This window comes from Mesorhizobium sophorae (assembly GCF_002270415.1).
GTDB lineage: Bacteria > Pseudomonadota > Alphaproteobacteria > Rhizobiales > Rhizobiaceae > Mesorhizobium > Mesorhizobium sophorae.
In genome coordinates, this window is record NZ_NNRI01000015.1 from 274,792 (window position 1) to 291,615 (window position 16,824).

General features: G+C 60.4%; 15 protein-coding genes, 1 tRNA gene and 1 pseudogene. 6 read left to right on the forward strand and 11 right to left on the reverse strand.

Annotation, left to right across the window (positions count from 1 at the left end):
- Positions 1-9 precede the first annotated feature (9 nt).
- Complete coding sequence (melA, locus tag CGZ66_RS24035) at positions 10-1,476, reverse strand: alpha-glucosidase/alpha-galactosidase (RefSeq protein WP_095088881.1); 1,467 nt, start codon at positions 1,474-1,476, stop codon at positions 10-12.
- A gap of 245 nt (positions 1,477-1,721) precedes the next feature.
- Between melA and CGZ66_RS24040 the strand changes: the two genes are divergently transcribed.
- The gene (locus CGZ66_RS24040) at positions 1,722-2,597 is read left to right on the forward strand and encodes an AraC family transcriptional regulator (RefSeq protein ID WP_095088655.1); all 876 of its coding nucleotides are present in this window, start codon (positions 1,722-1,724) and stop codon (positions 2,595-2,597) included.
- 26 nt (positions 2,598-2,623) lie between these two features.
- Here the strand turns inward: CGZ66_RS24040 and CGZ66_RS24045 are convergent, their stop codons facing one another.
- From CGZ66_RS24045 to CGZ66_RS24065, 5 genes are all read right to left on the reverse strand, one after another.
- The gene (locus CGZ66_RS24045) at positions 2,624-4,651 is read right to left on the reverse strand and encodes an aldo/keto reductase (protein WP_095088657.1); all 2,028 of its coding nucleotides are present in this window, start codon (positions 4,649-4,651) and stop codon (positions 2,624-2,626) included.
- Between the two features lie 34 nt (positions 4,652-4,685).
- Positions 4,686-5,765: an ABC transporter ATP-binding protein gene (locus CGZ66_RS24050; RefSeq protein WP_095088659.1), complete on the reverse strand. Its 1,080-nt coding sequence runs from the start codon at positions 5,763-5,765 to the stop codon at positions 4,686-4,688.
- An 8-nt stretch (positions 5,766-5,773) separates the two neighbouring features.
- On the reverse strand, positions 5,774-6,610 hold the full coding sequence (locus CGZ66_RS24055) for a carbohydrate ABC transporter permease (RefSeq protein WP_095088662.1): 837 nt from the start codon (positions 6,608-6,610) through the stop codon (positions 5,774-5,776).
- Positions 6,607-7,467, reverse strand: coding sequence for a carbohydrate ABC transporter permease (locus CGZ66_RS24060; RefSeq protein WP_095088664.1), 861 nt, complete (start codon positions 7,465-7,467; stop codon positions 6,607-6,609). Before CGZ66_RS24060 ends, CGZ66_RS24055 begins: the two co-directional genes overlap by 4 nt.
- Positions 7,468-7,573: 106 nt before the next feature.
- Positions 7,574-8,845 (reverse strand): extracellular solute-binding protein, encoded by a 1,272-nt coding sequence (locus CGZ66_RS24065; RefSeq protein WP_095088666.1) that lies wholly within the window; start codon positions 8,843-8,845, stop codon positions 7,574-7,576.
- A gap of 85 nt (positions 8,846-8,930) precedes the next feature.
- Here CGZ66_RS24065 and CGZ66_RS24070 point away from each other — a divergent pair, with 85 nt between their 5' ends.
- The 3 genes from CGZ66_RS24070 to CGZ66_RS24080 all read left to right on the forward strand — a co-directional run bounded on the left by CGZ66_RS24070 (position 8,931) and on the right by CGZ66_RS24080 (position 11,646).
- Positions 8,931-9,824 (forward strand): helix-turn-helix domain-containing protein, encoded by an 894-nt coding sequence (locus CGZ66_RS24070; RefSeq protein WP_206073758.1) that lies wholly within the window; start codon positions 8,931-8,933, stop codon positions 9,822-9,824.
- 304 nt (positions 9,825-10,128) lie between these two features.
- Positions 10,129-10,204, forward strand: a tRNA-Phe gene (locus CGZ66_RS24075).
- A 212-nt stretch (positions 10,205-10,416) separates the two neighbouring features.
- A complete protein-coding gene (locus CGZ66_RS24080) occupies positions 10,417-11,646 on the forward strand; it encodes a tyrosine-type recombinase/integrase (RefSeq protein WP_095088668.1) in 1,230 nt (409 codons plus the stop codon).
- Between the two features lie 162 nt (positions 11,647-11,808).
- On the opposite strand, the gene CGZ66_RS24085 is transcribed toward CGZ66_RS24080, so the two are convergent.
- Positions 11,809-12,435 carry a GTP pyrophosphokinase gene (locus CGZ66_RS24085; protein ID WP_095088670.1) on the reverse strand — a complete coding sequence of 209 codons (627 nt, stop codon included), beginning with the start codon at positions 12,433-12,435 and terminating at the stop codon, positions 11,809-11,811.
- On the reverse strand, positions 12,432-13,451 hold the full coding sequence (locus tag CGZ66_RS24090) for a hypothetical protein (protein ID WP_143748826.1): 1,020 nt from the start codon (positions 13,449-13,451) through the stop codon (positions 12,432-12,434). Before CGZ66_RS24090 ends, CGZ66_RS24085 begins: the two co-directional genes overlap by 4 nt.
- Before the next feature lie 229 nt (positions 13,452-13,680).
- On the opposite strand from CGZ66_RS24090, the gene CGZ66_RS40865 reads away from it, so the two are divergent.
- Complete coding sequence (locus CGZ66_RS40865) at positions 13,681-14,556, forward strand: restriction endonuclease (RefSeq protein WP_095088674.1); 876 nt, start codon at positions 13,681-13,683, stop codon at positions 14,554-14,556.
- Positions 14,557-14,668: 112 nt separating this feature from the next.
- Here the strand turns inward: CGZ66_RS40865 and CGZ66_RS24100 are convergent.
- A pseudogene (locus CGZ66_RS24100) lies at positions 14,669-14,983 on the reverse strand (helix-turn-helix domain-containing protein); the annotation flags it as partial.
- Between the two features lie 45 nt (positions 14,984-15,028).
- On the opposite strand from CGZ66_RS24100, the gene CGZ66_RS24105 reads away from it, so the two are divergent.
- Entirely contained in the window at positions 15,029-15,334 is a 306-nt protein-coding gene (locus CGZ66_RS24105) for a LexA family protein (RefSeq protein ID WP_245330990.1), read from the forward strand.
- On the opposite strand, the gene CGZ66_RS24110 is transcribed toward CGZ66_RS24105, so the two are convergent.
- Positions 15,309-15,593 (reverse strand): DUF2274 domain-containing protein, encoded by a 285-nt coding sequence (locus CGZ66_RS24110; protein WP_095088676.1) that lies wholly within the window; start codon positions 15,591-15,593, stop codon positions 15,309-15,311. The genes CGZ66_RS24105 and CGZ66_RS24110 overlap by 26 nt on opposite strands.
- Before the next feature lie 12 nt (positions 15,594-15,605).
- Positions 15,606-16,820: a TraB/TrbI/VirB10 family type IV secretion system protein gene (locus CGZ66_RS24115; RefSeq protein WP_095088678.1), complete on the reverse strand. Its 1,215-nt coding sequence runs from the start codon at positions 16,818-16,820 to the stop codon at positions 15,606-15,608.
- Positions 16,821-16,824: the final 4 nt, after the last annotated feature.

Consider the following 16,824-nt stretch of genomic DNA (forward strand, 5'->3'; position numbering starts at 1 on the left):
CCGGGTTTTTCAGCCGGCTTGTTTCAGCGCGGCTTTTTCGGCGCGCAATTCCTCGATCGAGCGCACGCTGCGCCGCGCCGCGCCGGCCCATTCGCGGGTCTTGACCTCGGATGTCGACAGCCGCGCCCTGGCGGCCGGAACCGCGTGGGCATATTGCGGCAGCCAGGCTGCCTGGGCGACGACCATTTCGTCGACCATCTGCCAGACCTCCTCCGGGGTTGAAACCGCGCCGACCAGCGGGTCATGCAATACGGCGAGCTTGAGCAGATCGATGTCGCCGGCGATAGCGGCATGGACCGACATGCGCTGGACGTTGATCGAGGAGATGCAGGTGGCCGCACAGGCTTCCGGCAAGGTGATGCCGGCGGCCATGTTGATGCCGAAGCGGTCGACGAAACCGGGCGACTCGATGATGGCGTCCTGCGGCAGGTTGGTGATCACGCCATTGTTCTTGACGTTGAAGTGGCCGCGATAGACGCGGTTGGTCTCCAGCGCCTCCAGGATGTGACTTGCATGCTCGTTGGAGCGTTTTTTGGGATCGATCGGCTGTGATGCCGCTTCGAGAAACTGCGGGTATTCCGTTTCGAACCAGTTGCGGGTTTCAGTCGAGTAGCGGAGATAGCCGCCCGTCTCGCCGTGGATCCAGTCGGACATATCGATCCAGCGCGTGATCTCGTCGGGGCGTTTGCGGTACCAGGGCAGATATTCCGAAAGATGGCCGTTGCTTTCGGTCGAATAGACGCCGAAGCGCTTCAAGACATCGATGCGCAGCTTCTCCTGCCTGGAATAGACCGGATGCGCCTCGAAGGCGGCGACCAGTTCGTCCTTGCCGATCTCGCGGCCGTTGAGGCGCAGATCGATGAACCAGGTCTGGTGGTTGATGCCGGAGCAGACATAGTCGAGCTCCTGTCTGGACTTCGCGCCCAGCACCTCGGCGATCTGCTCGGCGCCGTGCTGGACACCGTGGCAGAGCCCAACGGTGTCGACCTTGCCGTACTCGATCGCCGCCCAGGTGTTCATCGCCATCGGGTTGGCGTAGTTCAGGAATTTGGCGTTCGTCTCGGCAACCTCACGTATGTCCTTGCAGAAATCCAGGATCACCGGAATGTTGCGCTGGCCATAGAGAATGCCACCGGCGCAGATCGTGTCGCCGACGCATTGGTCGATGCCGTATTTCAGGGGAATCCTGATATCGTCGGCATAGGCTTCGAGGCCGCCGACCCGCACGCAGCTGATGACATAGCGTGCGCCTTCGATTGCCTTGCGGCGGTCGGTGGTCGCCGTCACCTTGGTCGGCAGTCTGTTTGCCTCGACAATCCTGTCGAGGATCGCCTTGATCATCTCAAGATTGTGCGCGCTGACGTCGGTCAGCGCAAATTCGATATCGGTGAATTCGGGCACGCACAGAATATCGGTGAACAGCTTCTTGGTGAATCCAACGCTGCCGGCACCAATGATAGCGATTTTGAAACTCATCAGCCGGACCTCATTTCGTTCGAATGGCAGGCAAGGAACGACAAGGGAAGGTTCAGCCACATGCCGTGACATGTGTGCGCGACAGACCGGAATCCGGCCTGCCAACCTCCCTGTCTGCTCCTCGACTGCGGATCTCTCTCGCTTTTCGAGGGGGAGTATGCGCTTATTCGCGAGCGCGACCAGAGAAGGATTGTGCTTTCAAGGGTAATTTTGTGCTGCAGGATTTGATAGCCAACGGACAGTCCATGCGCACGATCTCGCTGCCGCGCGGCCGCCAGCGCCTGCACGCCATGCCGACGAGCACGGGCTATGAAGTGCGCGAGGACGAAATCTACGACTGGGACGGCCGCAAGCGGGGCCAGACACCGTTCACCGTGCTCCAGCACACGATCAGCGGGACAGGCCGGCTGCGCTATGAAAACCGCAACTACCGCCTGCAGAAGAACGACACATTGCTGGTGCTGGTGCCGCACAACCACCGCTACTGGCTGGCCAAGGATGAGCGTTGGGAATATTTCTGGATTTCGATGAACGGCGATGAGGCGCTGCGCATCCACAAATCAATACTCGGCACTTCGGGTCCGGTGTTTCGGCTGCAGCCGGCGACGATCGATCATCTTGCCGATTGCAGCCTGCGCCTCATCAAGGGCGCCGCTTCGCCGGGTGCTGCTTCCGCCGTCGCCTACGAAGCCGCGATGGCGCTCTATGACGATGTCTTCGGCTCGCATGCCTTTGCCGAAAAACAGAGTGCCATGCAGCCGGTCATCGATCACATCAGTGCCAATCTCGACAAGCCGCTGCAGGTGGCGGACCTGGTCCAGATCAGTGGCCTCAGCCGAGCCCATTTCTCACGCTGTTTCGCCGAGAGCGAAGGCTTGCCGCCCGCCGAGTTCGTGCTACAGCAGCGCCTGCAACGCGCGGCGAAGCTGCTAACCAAGGTGGACTTCCTGCCGGTGAAGGAAGTCGCCATCCTGTGCGGCTTCGACGACGCAAATTATTTTTCGAAGGTCTTCCGCCGCTGCTACGGCATCACGCCCAGCCAATTCCGCACCACCGGCATGTATGCCAGCATGAGAACCCCGGCCAGAGGCGGCGCCAAGGTGCCGGACGACGAGACCTGACGCCGCCTTGGGGTTCTCAGTATGCATCAGGCGGCGTGCCGGCTGCCGCCATCCAGCCATTCGAGATCGGCCGGCGAAAGCGTGATGTCGAGTGCGCGCAGGCTGTCATCCAACTCGCCCAGGGTGCGTGGCCCGATCAGCGGAATGGATGGGAAGGGCTGATTGAGCACATAGGCCAGTGCAATATGGATAGGGCTCTTCACCAGCCGCGCGGCAAGTTCGATCGCCCGGTCGCGGCGGCCGAAATTCCGCTCAGAGTACCAGACACGCACCAGTTCCTCATTGTCGTGCCTGTCGCGCCCGGCGCGGTCGGTGAAGAAGCCGCGCCCCTGGCTCGACCAGGCGAAGTTCGGCATCTGCCGGGCGGCCAGCCAGGTCTTCCACGCATCGGTCGAGGAGGTCACGCAGCCGGCCCAGATCGGCTCCAGCATTTCGGCCAGCGAGAAGTTGTTGGACAATGCGCCGGGCTTCTGTTTGCCGGTCCGCTCGGCATAGGCAATAGCCTCGTCCATGCGTTCCATCGTCCAGTTCGAGCCGCCGAACGGGCCACGGATGCGGCCGGCATTCACCTCACGATCCATCGCATCGACGAATTCACCTACGGGCACATCGGGATTGTCGCGATGCATGAAATAGACATCGACATGGTCGGTTTGCAGGCGGTCGAGTGACTGGTCAAGCTGCTTGCCGATCACATCGGGATAGCAGAGCGGCGAATGCGCGCCCTTGGCGATGACCACCGATTGCGCGCGCACGCCGCGGTTTTTCAGCCACTCGCCAAGCAGCGCCTCGGTGTAACCGCCGCCGTAGACATAGCCGGTGTCGAAGAGATTGCCGCCGGCCTCGAAAAAGGCATCGAGCAGGATCGACCCGGAAGAAAAGGTGCGGAAATCCTCGAAGCCGAGCGCCACCACCGACGCCGGCTTCGACAGGCCCGGAATGGTGCGCTTGGCGATCGCCGTTCCGCCGGCGCGCAAAGGTCGGCCGGAGATGGTGTTGGTACGCTGCGGGGCCTTCTCGATCCCGTATTCCAGGCCCGCCGCCGCCCGCCATCTGTCGAGGACGCGCAAGGTGCCGAGACTGTCGGCCCAGTCCATGCCCGGCCATGCGAATTCCTGCCGCCCGGCGAGGATGGCCTCACCGGCGGCGTCGACCTCGAAAGAATAGACATGGCGCTTTTCGTCGACGCTGATGGTCTCGCGCGCCCCGTCGGATCCGATCACGTCGATCCGCCCGAGGCCGACGTCGCGGTTGCCGCCGGCGAACCAGAAGTCCGGCACCTCAATGCGACCCCTGGTGCCGAAGATTCTGAGCACATTGTCCTGGTTGAGCGAGATGCTGCAGGAAACTTCGGCAATGATGCCGCCCGGGAAATGCAGCAGCGCCGAGGCCCATTCGTCGACACCGGACTGGCCAAGGTGGGCTGTACCAACCACCTTGTCCGGCTCGGCGAAGGGGAGGCCCGCCGCCGCCCCGGCAATCAGCCGCGCCATCGAGACCGGATAGCCGCCGACATCCAGAATGCCGCCGCCGGCAAGATCGTTGGCATAGAGCCTATGCTCCGGCATGAAGCCAGGCATGGCAAAGCCGAAACTCGACTTGATCATCCTGATATCGCCGATGACGCCCGATCTGATCAGTTCCACCAGCTTCAGCGTCTGCGGATGCAACCGGTACATGAAGGCTTCGCCAAGAAAGGTGCCGGCCTTGCGCGCGGCATGGATCATGGCGTCGGCCTCGAAGGCGGTCAGCGCGAGCGGCTTTTCGCAAAGCACGTGTTTGCCCGCTTCCGCCGCCCTGATCGCCCATTGCGCGTGGCCGGGATGCGGTATGGAAATGTAAATGGCGTCGATGTCGGGATCGGCGAGCAAGGCATCGTAGCCATCAACGATGCGGGCGCCGGGGAAACTCTCGGCGAGACCTGGCTTGGCGGGGTTGCGCGCGCCGATGGCAACGAGCTTGCCGGTGCGCGAAGCGGCCGCGCCACCGGCAAAGGCCTGGGCGATGCTGCCCGGGCCGAGAATGCCCCAGCGAATGGGCGTTGTTGAAGTCATTGTCATTCTCCTTGAAGGCTGGAACCGGCGGCCGTCAGCGCAGCCGCAGCCCTTTTTCATCGAACAGGTAGGATTTGCGGACGGAAACCGTGATCTCGGACGCATCTGGAACGTTTGCCGCGTCGCGCTGGATCACCACGTCGTCACCGTTCGCCGTTCTGGCATAGAGAAAACTTGTGCCGCCCAGGTGCTCGACCACGTCGATGCGCACCACAAGGTCGGTGTCGCCCTCTCCGGCGCTGCCAAAATGTTCGGGACGCACACCGACCATGACCTTGCTCCCTGCTTCGGGTGCGGCACCCGTCAGCGGTTGCGCGATACGGGTCTTCTCCTGGCCCGCCAGTTCGACCACGACACCATGTACATCGTGCCCGACAATGCGGCCGCTGATGAAGTTCATCTTCGGCGAGCCGACAAAACCCGCCACGAACTGATTGTCGGGATTGTCATAAAGATCGAGCGGCCGGCCGATCTGCTCGATATGGCCGGCGCGCATCACGACGATCCTGTCGGCGAGTGTCATCGCCTCGGTCTGGTCGTGCGTGACATAGATCATGGTGGTGCCGAGTTCCTTGTGCAGGCGCGATATCTCGACCCGCATCTGCACTCTGAGCTCGGCGTCGAGATTGCTCAGCGGCTCGTCAAAGAGGAACACCTGCGGCTCGCGCACGATGGCGCGGCCAATGGCGACGCGCTGGCGCTGGCCGCCCGACAATTGCCTGGGACGTCGCTTCATCAGTTCGTTTATGCGCAGGATTTCTGAGGCTCGCTTGACGCGCCGGTCGGTGTCGGCCTTCGGATTGCCGGTCATCCTGAGCCCAAAACTCAGATTCTGTTCGACGCTCATGTGCGGATAGAGCGCGTAGGACTGGAAGACCATGGCGATGCCGCGGTCGGCCGGCTCGACATCGTTGACGAGCTTGCCGCCGATGGCGATCTCGCCGCCGCTGATGTCCTCGAGCCCGGCGATCATCCTGAGCAGCGTCGATTTTCCACAGCCGGAGGGGCCGACGAAGACGACGAACTCGCCATCCTTGACGTCGATGTTGGCGCCATGGACGACCTCGAAGACGCCGAAGCGCTTGATGACATTGTTGAGCGTGACTGTCGCCATGCTGTCCCTTACTTGATCGCGCCGGCGGCGATGCCGGCGATGAAATGGCGCTGCAGAAGCACGAAGACGACAAGCATCGGCACCGTCAGCATCACCGCGCCCGCCATGATGCCGCCCCACGACACCTTGGTCAGGCCGATCAGCGTGCCGAGCGCCACCGGCGCCGTCATCGAACCGGGCTGGCTGTTGATCAGGAGCGGCCACAAATAGTTGTTCCAGGAGGCAAGGAACAGGATGATGGCGAGCGCCGCCAGCATCGGCCGCGCCAAGGGCAGTGCGACGAAGAGGAAGATGCGCCATTCCTTCACTCCCTCGACGCGCGCCGCATCGAAAAGGTCGTCCGGCATCATCGAGAAGCTCTGCCGCATGAACAGCACGCCGAGCGAATTGAACAGCGGCGGCACGATCAGCGCCACCCAGGTGTTGGCGAGCTTGAAATCGCGCGCCACCATGATGAATTGCGGGATCAGCACCACCGCATAGGGCAGCGTGATGGTGCCGAGGATGATGGCGACAACCACGCCCTTGCCGACAAACCGGTAGCGGGCCAACGCCCAGCCGGCCATCGACGTCAGCAGCACCGACAGGAACGTGTAGGTCACCGCCACGGAGACCGAAATGCCGATGGCGCCGACAAAGTCGGTGTCACGCTGCAGATTGTTGAAATTGTCCATGAAATTGCCATGCGGCAAAAGCTCGATGCCAGGGCTGAAGATGCCGTTGTCGGGCATGGTCGAGAACACCACCATCATCCACAACGGAAACAGCCAGATCAGCGCCAGCGGCGTCAGGAACAGATGCAGCGCGATGCTGCGCCCCAGCCTGGCGGAGGAGAGTGAACTCATTTCGGCTCCCTCGTCAGCCACAGCTGCACCAGCGTGATCGCGATCGCCAGCCCGGCCATGGTGTAGGCGACGGCCGACGCGTAGCCGAAGTTGAGCGACCGAAAACCCTGGCGGTAAAGCAACAGGCCAAGCGTCTCAGTGCCGCCGCCGGGTCCGCCGCGCTCGGTGATCAGGAAGGGCTCGGTGAACAGCTGCATGGTGCCGATGATCGACAGCACAAGGCAGAACACGATGACCGGCTTCAAGAGCGGCAGAGTGATAAAGAAGAACTGCCTGAGCTTGCTGACGCGGTCGAGCGTCGCCGCCTCGTAGACATCTTCGGGAATGGACTGCATGCCGGCGAGCAGGATGATGGCGTTGTAGCCGGCCCAGCGCCAGGTGACCGCGATCATGATCAGCGCCATCGCCGGCGTGACGTTGGAAAACCAGTCGACGCTGGGCAGGCCGACGCTGTTCAAGAGCTTGTTGATGATGCCGAAATTGAGGTTGAACATCAGCCGGAAGACCGCCGAGTAGGCAACTTCGCCGACCACGACCGGGGCGAAGAAAGCAAAGCGATACAGGCCGCGCGCCTTGAGCAGCGGCGAGTTCAACAGCACCGCCATCACCAGCGCCAGCGTGATCATCACCGGCACCTGGATGACGAGGATGAGCAGCGTGTTCTTCAGTGCGTTGAAGAAGGCGGGGTCGCCGATCAACCGGCCCCAGTTGAAGGTGGGCGCGAACCGCCATGGCACGGTGCGTGTCGCCTGGAAGGAGATCATGAAGGAATCGATGATCGGCCACACCCAGAAGATCGCAAAGATCAGCAGATAGGGCGCGAGGAAGCGATACGCCGTGGCATTCTGATAGCGCATTGTAGCCTCCTTTCCGCGTTCAAGGGGGTGGCGCGCCCGTGCCGAGACACGTGGCGCGTTCGGCCCCGGACAGCATCAATGCCGCCCGGGACCGTCTCGGTCCAGATCAAGATTTGACGGGCAATCCGGTCGCCGCGGCGATCTGGCTTGCGGCATCGTCGAGCGCTGCCTTGGCGTCGGGGTAGCCGCCGGCCAGATATTTGGTCTGCACGGCGCGGACGATGATTTCGGCGTCGCTCTGGAACTGCGTGCCGCGGCTCGGAACAACCTTGGGCAAGGTGCCGAGGATGTCCTTCCACACCGCCTGGCCGCCCCAGTAGGGCAGGCCTTGCGCGACATAGGGGTCATTGAGCGCCGACACCAGCGAGGGCACCAGGCCGAAGTCCTTCAGCATGGTGATCTGGCCTTCATTGGTTCCGAGCGTGTATTTCAGATAGGCGTAGGCGGCCTCCTTGTTCTTGGACGCCGAGGTGATGGCCAGCGAGGAGCCGCCGAGATTGGCGGCGCGCGGCCCGTCGGCGGTGAGGCTTGGCATCAGGTAGACGCCCCATTTGCCATTTTCACCAGCCGATTCGGTGCGGATGGTACCTTCATACCAGCCGCCATAGACCTGGGTGGCGACGGTGCCGGCGGTGTTGTTGGTGATCTTGGTGCTCCAGTCGGCGGAGGAGACGATACCGGCGTCCTTCATCTCCTTGACCTTGGTCATGGCATCAACGCATTTGGGCTGGTTGATCGTGATCGACTGGCCGTCCTCGGCGAAATAGGCGCAGCCCTGTTCGTTGGAAATCATGCGGAAGAATTCGCTGTCGCCGTTGAAATCCGCATTGGTCATCGAGACGCCCGGGTTGGCGGCCTGGATCTTCTTGCCGGCGGCGATGAAATCGTCCCAGGTCTTGATCGATGCCGGATCGACGCCGGCCTTTTCGTAGAAGTCGCGGCGGTAAAAGGCCGCCACTGGACCCGAATCCCACGGCATTGCATAGGCCTTGTCGCCGACTTCGAGCTCGGTGCGCTTGAAGTCGGGGAATTTCTTCTGGTCCTCGGCGGTATAGCCCAGCGTATGCAGGTCGACGAAGCAGTCGGGGAACTGGCTCCAGTAATTCTCGGCCTCGCCGTTCTCGATGGTGACGATATCGGGCAGGCCGACGCCTCCGGCGGCGCAGCCGGCGATCGACTTGTCGTAGGTCGGCTGGTTGCCGAGATCCTGGACCGTCACCTTGACGTCGGGAAATTGCTTGTTGAAGCCGGCAACGGTCGCCTTCAGCGATGAAGCCGCGACATTCCAGCTCCAGATCGTGATTTCGCCGGATTGCGCAAAGGCCGGGGCAGAGCCCAGGGCGAGCGCGAGCGCGGCGCAGGTCATTGTGATGCGCATTGAAATCCTCCCATTCCATTTGCTCTCTCACTGTGAGCGTGGCTAGACTATGCAGTGGGCAGGGCCTGTCGCCGTCAAAGGGAATATGAAATTGGCGGAAAGTAAGATGCCGGAACGACCGTTTTACCAGCCTGGTGCCAGCAGCGTGGAAGGCTTGCCGCTGCTGCTGCAAATGTTTCACACCAGTCCTCTGGTGATGCTCAAACCGCATTGGCATGCCCAGGTCGAAGTGAATTTCATCGTGCGAGGCAGCGTCCATTACCGCATGAACGACCACGAGATTTCGCTGTCTGCCGGCGAGATGTGCCTGTTCTGGGGTGGCCTGCCGCACCAGATGGACGATTTGTCCGACGACGCCGTCTATGCCGGTGCGCATCTGCCGCTGGTGCATTTTTTCCGGCTGCACCTGCCCACGGACATCCGGCACCGGCTGATGACGGGTGCCACACTGGTGACGAGTGCCACCGACCCCTCCGACAACCATAATTTCGAGCGCTGGAACCGCTACGCCCGGTCCGGCGACCAGGCCAAGGCGGAACACGCCGTCAACGAATTGCTGCTGCGGCTGGAGCGTGTTCGATTCGAGCCCTACCGGCTCGTTTCCGCAACCCCGATCGGCCAGGAAACCGGCAGCGCCTTCGACCAGCAGTCGTCGCGCAACGTCGGACGCATGTGCGATTTCATCGCCGAGAACTTCCTCTACGACATCGATTGCGTGAACATCGCGGCCGCAGCCGACATCCACCCGAAATACGCCATGAGCCTGTTCAAGAAATCGACGGGCATGACGCTCAACGAGTATGTCAACCTTTTGCGGCTGAGCTACGCGCAGGCGCTGTTGATGCACCAGGACGCCAATGTGCTCCGCGTCGCCATGGATTCAGGCTTCGGCTCGCTCAGCGCCTTCAACAAATCGTTCCGCAAGCTGGCCGGCATGTCACCCTCCGATTTTCGCAGGGGCGTGTCCGCCACCAGATAGAATGCGGAGACCGGGCGGTGCTTGCCCGGCGCCGCGAATGCCGAGCATCTTGATCGCCGGCTAAAAAACGGGTCGCGCCGTTGCGCACAAGGGCGGCGCCCGCCGAAATGGGACCGCGCCGCAAGCCGTTCCGCCCGTCGCTACGGTACCGGAACCGGCCATTGCACGGCGTCTCATTTCCTGTCTGAAATCGCCATCTGGGCGCTGGACAGGCCGGATTCCCGTGCTATAACCCACGCGCTTTCAAGGGGCGCCCATGGCGCTTCATGAGATCCGGTGCACGAGATTTCGTTTGCCGGAACAGGCCCAGATAGCTCAGTTGGTAGAGCAGCGGACTGAAAATCCGCGTGTCGGTGGTTCGAATCCGCCTCTGGGCACCATCCTCTCCTTCCCCCGCGCACTCTTTCGCCGAAGCCTCTACGCTTTGCTCGCTATAACCGCCTGAATTCGCTGCTATTTTCAGCACGAACGACGTGCTTGGGCGAATTTCGTCGTAGCTCGGCAAACTTGGTCCAACGAGGCGAGCTGTTGGTATTTTTGTTGGTATCTGAGAGTCTGTTGGTATCGAAGCGCCAAACAGGAGGTCCCACAAATGGCTCTATCCGACGTGAAATGCCGCAACACCCGGCCCGCGTCCAAGCTCCAGAAACTCTCCGACGGCGGGGGGTTGCAGCTGTGGGTGCAGCCATCGGGCACGCGGCTTTGGCGCCTGGCGTATCGGTTCGACGGCAAGCAGAAGCTTCTGTCCTTGGGCAGCTATCCTGTCATTTCTCTCGCAGATGCCCGCCAAGCGCGCGATGAGGCAAAACGCCTTCTTAAGGGTGCTGCCGACCCAGCGCAGGAGCGCAGGTTCCGCAAAGCCAATTCGCCAAAAGACACCTTTCGGTCAATCGCGGACGAATATGTTGACAAGCTGAAGAAGGAGGGACGTGCCGACCGGACGATCAGCAAGGTCAAATGGCTGCTCGACTTTGCCTATCCGACAATCGGCGATAAGAGCATTCGAGAGATCAATGCGTCCACAATTCTCACTGCCCTTCGTCGCGTGGAGGTTCGGGGGCGGTACGAGTCGGCCAGGCGCCTTCGTTCCACTATTGGCAGTGTGTTTCGATACGCAATCGCGACCGCACGCGCTGAGGCAGATCCAACGTTCGCCCTGAGGGGCGCACTCATCAGTCCAACGGTCACACCGCGTGCCGCCGTTACCGATCCGAAGGCATTGGGCGGCTTGCTGCGTGCAATCGAGACATTCGACGGACAGCCTACAACCCGAGCCGCCCTGAAGCTGATGGCGCTGCTGTTTCCTCGTCCCGGTGAGCTTCGCGCCGCAGAATGGGTGGAGTTCGACTTTGAAAATTCGGTTTGGATCATTCCGGAAGCGCGCATGAAAATGCGACGACCACACCGGGTTCCTCTTTCCAGGCAGGCGGTGACTATTCTGACCGATCTTGCAAAAATCTCCGGCAATGGGACGCTGCTATTTCCAAGCGTGCGATCGGCTTCCAGGCCGATTTCCGACAATACCCTCAATGCGGCCCTGCGTCGTCTTGGCTACAGCAAACGAGAGGCGACGGCGCACGGCTTTCGCGCAACGGCATCAACCCTACTAAACGAATGCGGCAAGTGGCACCCCGACGCCATAGAGCGCCAACTGGCCCACATCGAAAACAACGACGTTCGCCGCGCTTATGCCCGCGCGGAGCACTGGGAAGAGCGCGTAAGGATGTTGCAGTGGTGGGCAGATTATCTGGACGAAATTGAGAGCGCTGATACCCGCGGCGGGCTGAGTCAAAAAAGTCTCAGAGCAAACGCACATCCGTGAACATGAAAGTCTGGTTTGGGCCGCAAGCCGTCAGTCCGCTATCGGAGCGAGTTCTGCCCTTTGCTGCCATTGCACCGGATTACTCAGGGGATGAAGGATTCGGAGCTTCCCAGTACGCTGAGGCAGTGATTTAGCAGCGGGGTAGAAATCCCCACGCAGGCCTTAGCCCGCACTGCGCAGAACGCCCTCCCTCGCCAAGAACAGCTCATTGAACATCCGATCCGCCCCCCATGCTTGTGCTGAAGTATACGCCAGCTGACGAAGTTGGTCGGCCTCTAACGGTTGAGATCCGGGTTTGTACCCCAGATCATGTTCTGCCTCGGACCAAGCGTGCTGGAAGAGGGTTTTAATCTGGAGTTCGAAAAATTCCGGTACAAGAGCCTTGTCTATCGAAGAGTCGACCACATCGGCCGGTAACATCAAGATATAATGTTGTCCAAAGTAGCCAAACTCCCACTCGCGTTCCGGCACGATTTTTTGGCGTTCGATGGCATGGAAATAGGGTAGGACAGCGTCAGCGACCCGCGGCACGTCCTCGAGATAGAAGGTGATGATGCGGGCGCCGATCTGATCCTGGATCTGATGAAGCGGATCGTCGTATTTTGGTCTGTCATCCTTGAGTTTAGTTGCCTTGGCCACAAAGCGATCTATTGACTTAGGACGTGTCGAAACGCGGTCTATTCGTTGGATACCTTTCAAAAGGTCGTTCAGATAGGTCGCCAACGATCCTGCTATCGGTGTCAACGCCTTGTCATGGCGGAGACGATAGTCACCCTCGATATCACTCATCGGGATTTTTCCAGCTTTTCACTGACGATCTTGCCTTCGGTAGAAAATCGAATTTTATCATGGTGGCCGGCGACCGGCACCTGACTGAAGACCTGGTCGAAATCGCTTGCGCCAGCGGTTAGAAAAGCGCCTGAATCGAGCTCAACTGTCCGGTAAGGCAGCTGCTTTTCGAACTCGGCCGCGCTGAACTGGAAATTGTCGCCGGCAAGGTCCTCCCGACCCAACGCAGTCGTCACAGCACTTCGGGCTTCCTCGGTAAAATTATACCGGACACAGAATTCGTTCACGCTCATTGCCTGTCCGTCCAGATTGCCGGCGAGGGTCACGGCGGCGCTTATCTGCTTCTTGATGTCGATGTTTGGAGCGCTTTTGATGGCGTCCTTCAGCGCTATCGCCAACCTGCGGGTCCCCGATGCAGCGCTGGTTTTGAACGAAGAGCTGAGGAAGTCCTTCACCCAATAATCGGACGACTCCAAATCTTGGCTGTTAATCTGCTTGTCGACTGCCATGCCATCCCAGAAGCCCCCTGTGAGGGACTGATGGCGATACACCACCGCTTTGTAGGAATGCGCGTTTTTCATAAAAACACGGTCGATGAATTCGACTGTCAGCATATCGGCGGCTTCGTTGACTACGACGCCGTTGTTGGCGCGGAAACGCGAGACAACTACCTTGTGATGCACCCCCTCCATGCCACGTATCAAGAACATCAATCCCAGGCCGGACCTTTTCGTCGTTACACCCGATAGCCTTTCGGCTAGACCTCGCCCTGTAGCTATTGTCGGCGCATTTGCATAAGCTAAAAGTAGATTTCGGCATGGATTTGACTGGATGCCGTTAGCGGCCGGATTGAAAGCAATACCGATGTTACATTCCACGTCTGCTTTCGCGTAAACAGAGCTCAACAGCGCGTACATATCCCCCACATGAGGTACTTCATTGCCAACTACGGCAGCTGCGTTTTCGACCCCCTTGTTGGGGTGAACCAAGTAAGTATGGATATTTTGAATTGGCAATGTCCCCTCCTGGCCCGGAAGGCCTTCTTTAGCACAGGTATTTTCAAAACAAATCTGTTCTCGCAGGGTCGCCGGGCTAGGCCGATGGGTTTGGAACGACGCTCATGTGTTGGTGAGAACGGGCTGTCAGCGGGAATGTGGACAGGCGGATGCACCAACAGAAACGCAATTGCGTTCGTGTTCGGTGCTGGATCAAATTGGTCGCTGAGATAATTGGAATAGTGAGTCGATGAGCGGCGAAATCAAGGCGGTAGATCTGAAGCTTGTCGGCGATCTGTTCGGCGACGGTTACGTCATGGACTTCACTAACCGCACCTACCAAGAATTCTTCCGGGACGATGTGGGCGTCGATATCTACAACGACGCCTATCTGATCGACAACGCCAACAGTAAGGGCAAGCGCCTGCGCGCATTTATGCAGAAGGCCCAAAAGAGCGCGATCGTAAAGGCGCTGCACGGCCTTTGGGAATATCGCGTGGCCTATATTGCGGGACACGAAGATTGCGTTCCCCAGGGGCGCGAGCGACTGAGCGCACTGGTTGAGCGGCTGGGCGGCAAGCCGATTCCGGGCGCGGCCACCCCTGAACCCAATGCGCCGCTGGGCCGCGGGTTAACCGAATCCACACAGGTCGATCTCGAAAACGAGTTCATGGTGCTGCATGGAATGGACGATGCAGCACAGGCGCGTGGTTACGCTTTTGAGAAGTTTCTGAAGCGCTGGTTCGATGCCTGGGGGTTAGAACCGCGAAAGGCCTTCAAGCTCAAAGGCGAGCAGATCGACGGCAGCTTCCTGCACGGCAACACCGTCTATTTCCTCGAAGCGAAATGGCGCAATGGCCAGACCGGCGCTGCTGAACTCCGGTCGTTCCAAGAGCTGATCGGGCAACACTTCGAAGGCGCGCGTGGCCTGTTCGTTTCATATTCGGGATTCACTCCGGAAGGACTCCAAGCTTTCGTCGCTAGGCGCATCGTCATGATGGACGGCATGGACGTCGTCGAAGCGTTGCGTCGCCGGATTTCGCTCGAAAAGATCGTGGCCAAGAAGCTCCGCATCGCGATCGAAGAGCGGCGGCCGAAGGTGTCCGTGCGCGAGCTGTTTCCATGACGAATGGTTATCGACTTGGTCGTCGCGCTTCTCCGCAGGGCTTCGACATAATGGACTGGAAGTGGGACGAGTCGGTATCGGTTGGGGCAAGTAGACACTCACTAGGTCGAGGCGGCGGACTGGAACAGGCGGTGGCCACCAGCAGGGCTTCTTCCTTGCCCGTCAGCTTGCGTTGCGCGCCTGCGCGTGGCTCTTCGCTGAGCGCCGCCTCCAGACCCATCTCCACGAAGCGGCGCTTGGTGCGATAGACAGTGGAGCCGCCGACCACCACCGTCGCGGCAATGGCCTCGTCACCCAAGCCCGCGTCGACGGCGAGCAGGATCTGCGCCCGCTTGAGCTTGCGAGCCGGCTGCTTGCCGCCTGCCAGCATCGCTGTGAGTTCATCGCGTTCGGGTTGGTCGAGATCGACACGATAGCGTGGATTCATCTAGAAAGCCTCCTCGGTTGCCAAGGGTTCCGGATGAATCGAAAATTGAATCAATTACTTGACGGGCAAACGCCTGCGGGTCCCAGCTTCACCGAAAAACAGGGCCAGTACCTCGCCTTCATCTGGGCTTATATGCAGATCAACCGCCAGCCGCCGGCCGAACGCGACATGCAACGCTATTTCGGCGTCACCCCGCCGTCCGTCCACCAGATGGTGCTAACCCTCGAACGCTCCGGCCTCATCCGCAGGCAACCAGGTGTCGCGCGCAGCATCCAACTGCTCGTCGACCACGACATCCTACCCAAACTTCAGCCGGTTCAACCCGTCATAACCTCTGTGCAGAGGTACTAGGCGTTGATTGGCGCCGTGATTTCTCCGACGTGTCTGAGGTTGGCATGCCGTCCTTTTTGGCCTTGGCAAACGCGCGGTCGCTTTCCAGGAACTCCGCCAGCATGAACGGGATGAGCTCGGCCACCGTTTCAGACTCGCCATAGGTCTGGCGGTAAAGCGCCGCATAGTCGTTCAGTGCTTGGCCCAGGCCGGCGCTTACAGTGATGGTGATCTTGGAAGGGGTCCGGTCCGGAAGCTTCCCGAGTTTCAGGTTGGCCATGACTACTCCTGTTCAACCCGAATACGGCCGCAGCACGAGATCCTTATGTACGATGACGCGCAGTGGCCAACCGGGACGGACGGTGATGGTGGGTTGGATGTTCAGGTTCTTTTCGGTGATGCGCTGGCCGGCCTGACTGACGTTCTGCTGAGTGGATTCCCGGATTGCCTTGACAAGATCGCTTTCGTTTTCCCCAAAACTCAGCTCGGTGCCGACGCCCAGTAGAGTGCCTAGCGCAACGCCCTTGATCAGCTGCCATGTGTGGAAATCCACCTTGTCCTCAAGTCCCGCATAGCCGGCGGTGTCTGTGGCAGGCAGATTGTCGATTTCGATCGACGAGCCGTCAGGCATCACAATGCGTTGCCAAACCAGCAGCGCGCGTTTTTGGCCAAAAGCGACGACGCTGTCATAGGTGCCGATCAGCCTTGACCCCTGCGGGATGAGCAAGGCGTGGCCCGTGACCGTGTCGTGCACATTCTCGGTGACCTGCGCGACGACCAAACCTGGCAAGTCGGAATTGATGCCGGTGATCAGGCTAGCGGCGATCACGCTGCCGGCCATGAGCTGATATGGGGAAGCCAGCGTCTGCAGCGCATGCGGATTGTAGATTCCACTGGCGTTTTTCTGGTTGATAAAATCGAGCTTGCGCTGTTGGTTGTTTTGGTCACCCTCGGTCGTCGCCACCGAAGCCGACTGGCGTGTCGCATCGGATTGTGCGAGCGCCTCAAACGGCTGCTGCTTACTTGGCCCTGTGCCTGCAACAGGCGACGTTTCGAGCCGATTCTCGATCCTGAGCATGACTTGCGACTCGCGCGCCGCGATCGCCTGCTGGGCGAGGCGCTGTTCCTCGGCCGATGCCTCCTGCCCCGGCGCGATGCCGAGCTGGCGCTGACGTTCGAGGATGGCGCGGCCGAGATCGCCCGGCAATGGTGGCCCAAGCACCGGAGCCTTCGGCGTGATCCCGGAATAATCCTTGGGAAGCGTTTCAAGTCCTTCGGCGGTTGGCTTCCGCTCGGTATTGTACAGGTCTACCGCCTGCTCTTTGATACGCCAAGCCGGTCCTTGGAGCGCCATCATGGTAACGCCGAATATGGCGCCAGATCCGAGTGCAGCGATAGCAATGATCACGCCGCGCCTGAACCGCACAGCGCGGCGGGGGGAAGCCCGCAACTGCAACTGCTCGGGATCGAGTTTTGGCCGCGCATCGGGTCGGGAAGTATCGGTCATGAGT

Bases quoted from the DNA above. Each gene is read 5' to 3' on its own strand.
- CGZ66_RS24070 (WP_206073758.1), top strand. From the start codon at position 8,931: ATGAAATTGGCGGAAAGTAAGATGCCGGAACGACCGTTTTACCAGCCT.
- CGZ66_RS24050 (WP_095088659.1), bottom strand. From the start codon at position 5,765: ATGGCGACAGTCACGCTCAACAATGTCATCAAGCGCTTCGGCGTCTTC.
- CGZ66_RS24065 (WP_095088666.1), bottom strand. From the start codon at position 8,845: ATGCGCATCACAATGACCTGCGCCGCGCTCGCGCTCGCCCTGGGCTCT.
- CGZ66_RS24115 (WP_095088678.1), bottom strand. From the start codon at position 16,820: ATGACCGATACTTCCCGACCCGATGCGCGGCCAAAACTCGATCCCGAG.
- CGZ66_RS24085 (WP_095088670.1), bottom strand. From the start codon at position 12,435: ATGAGTGATATCGAGGGTGACTATCGTCTCCGCCATGACAAGGCGTTG.
- CGZ66_RS40865 (WP_095088674.1), top strand. From the start codon at position 13,681: ATGAGCGGCGAAATCAAGGCGGTAGATCTGAAGCTTGTCGGCGATCTG.
- CGZ66_RS24080 (WP_095088668.1), top strand. From the start codon at position 10,417: ATGGCTCTATCCGACGTGAAATGCCGCAACACCCGGCCCGCGTCCAAG.
- melA (WP_095088881.1), bottom strand. From the start codon at position 1,476: ATGAGTTTCAAAATCGCTATCATTGGTGCCGGCAGCGTTGGATTCACC.
- CGZ66_RS24110 (WP_095088676.1), bottom strand. From the start codon at position 15,593: ATGGCCAACCTGAAACTCGGGAAGCTTCCGGACCGGACCCCTTCCAAG.
- CGZ66_RS24060 (WP_095088664.1), bottom strand. From the start codon at position 7,467: ATGCGCTATCAGAATGCCACGGCGTATCGCTTCCTCGCGCCCTATCTG.
- CGZ66_RS24055 (WP_095088662.1), bottom strand. From the start codon at position 6,610: ATGAGTTCACTCTCCTCCGCCAGGCTGGGGCGCAGCATCGCGCTGCAT.
- CGZ66_RS24045 (WP_095088657.1), bottom strand. From the start codon at position 4,651: ATGACTTCAACAACGCCCATTCGCTGGGGCATTCTCGGCCCGGGCAGC.
- CGZ66_RS24040 (WP_095088655.1), top strand. From the start codon at position 1,722: ATGCGCACGATCTCGCTGCCGCGCGGCCGCCAGCGCCTGCACGCCATG.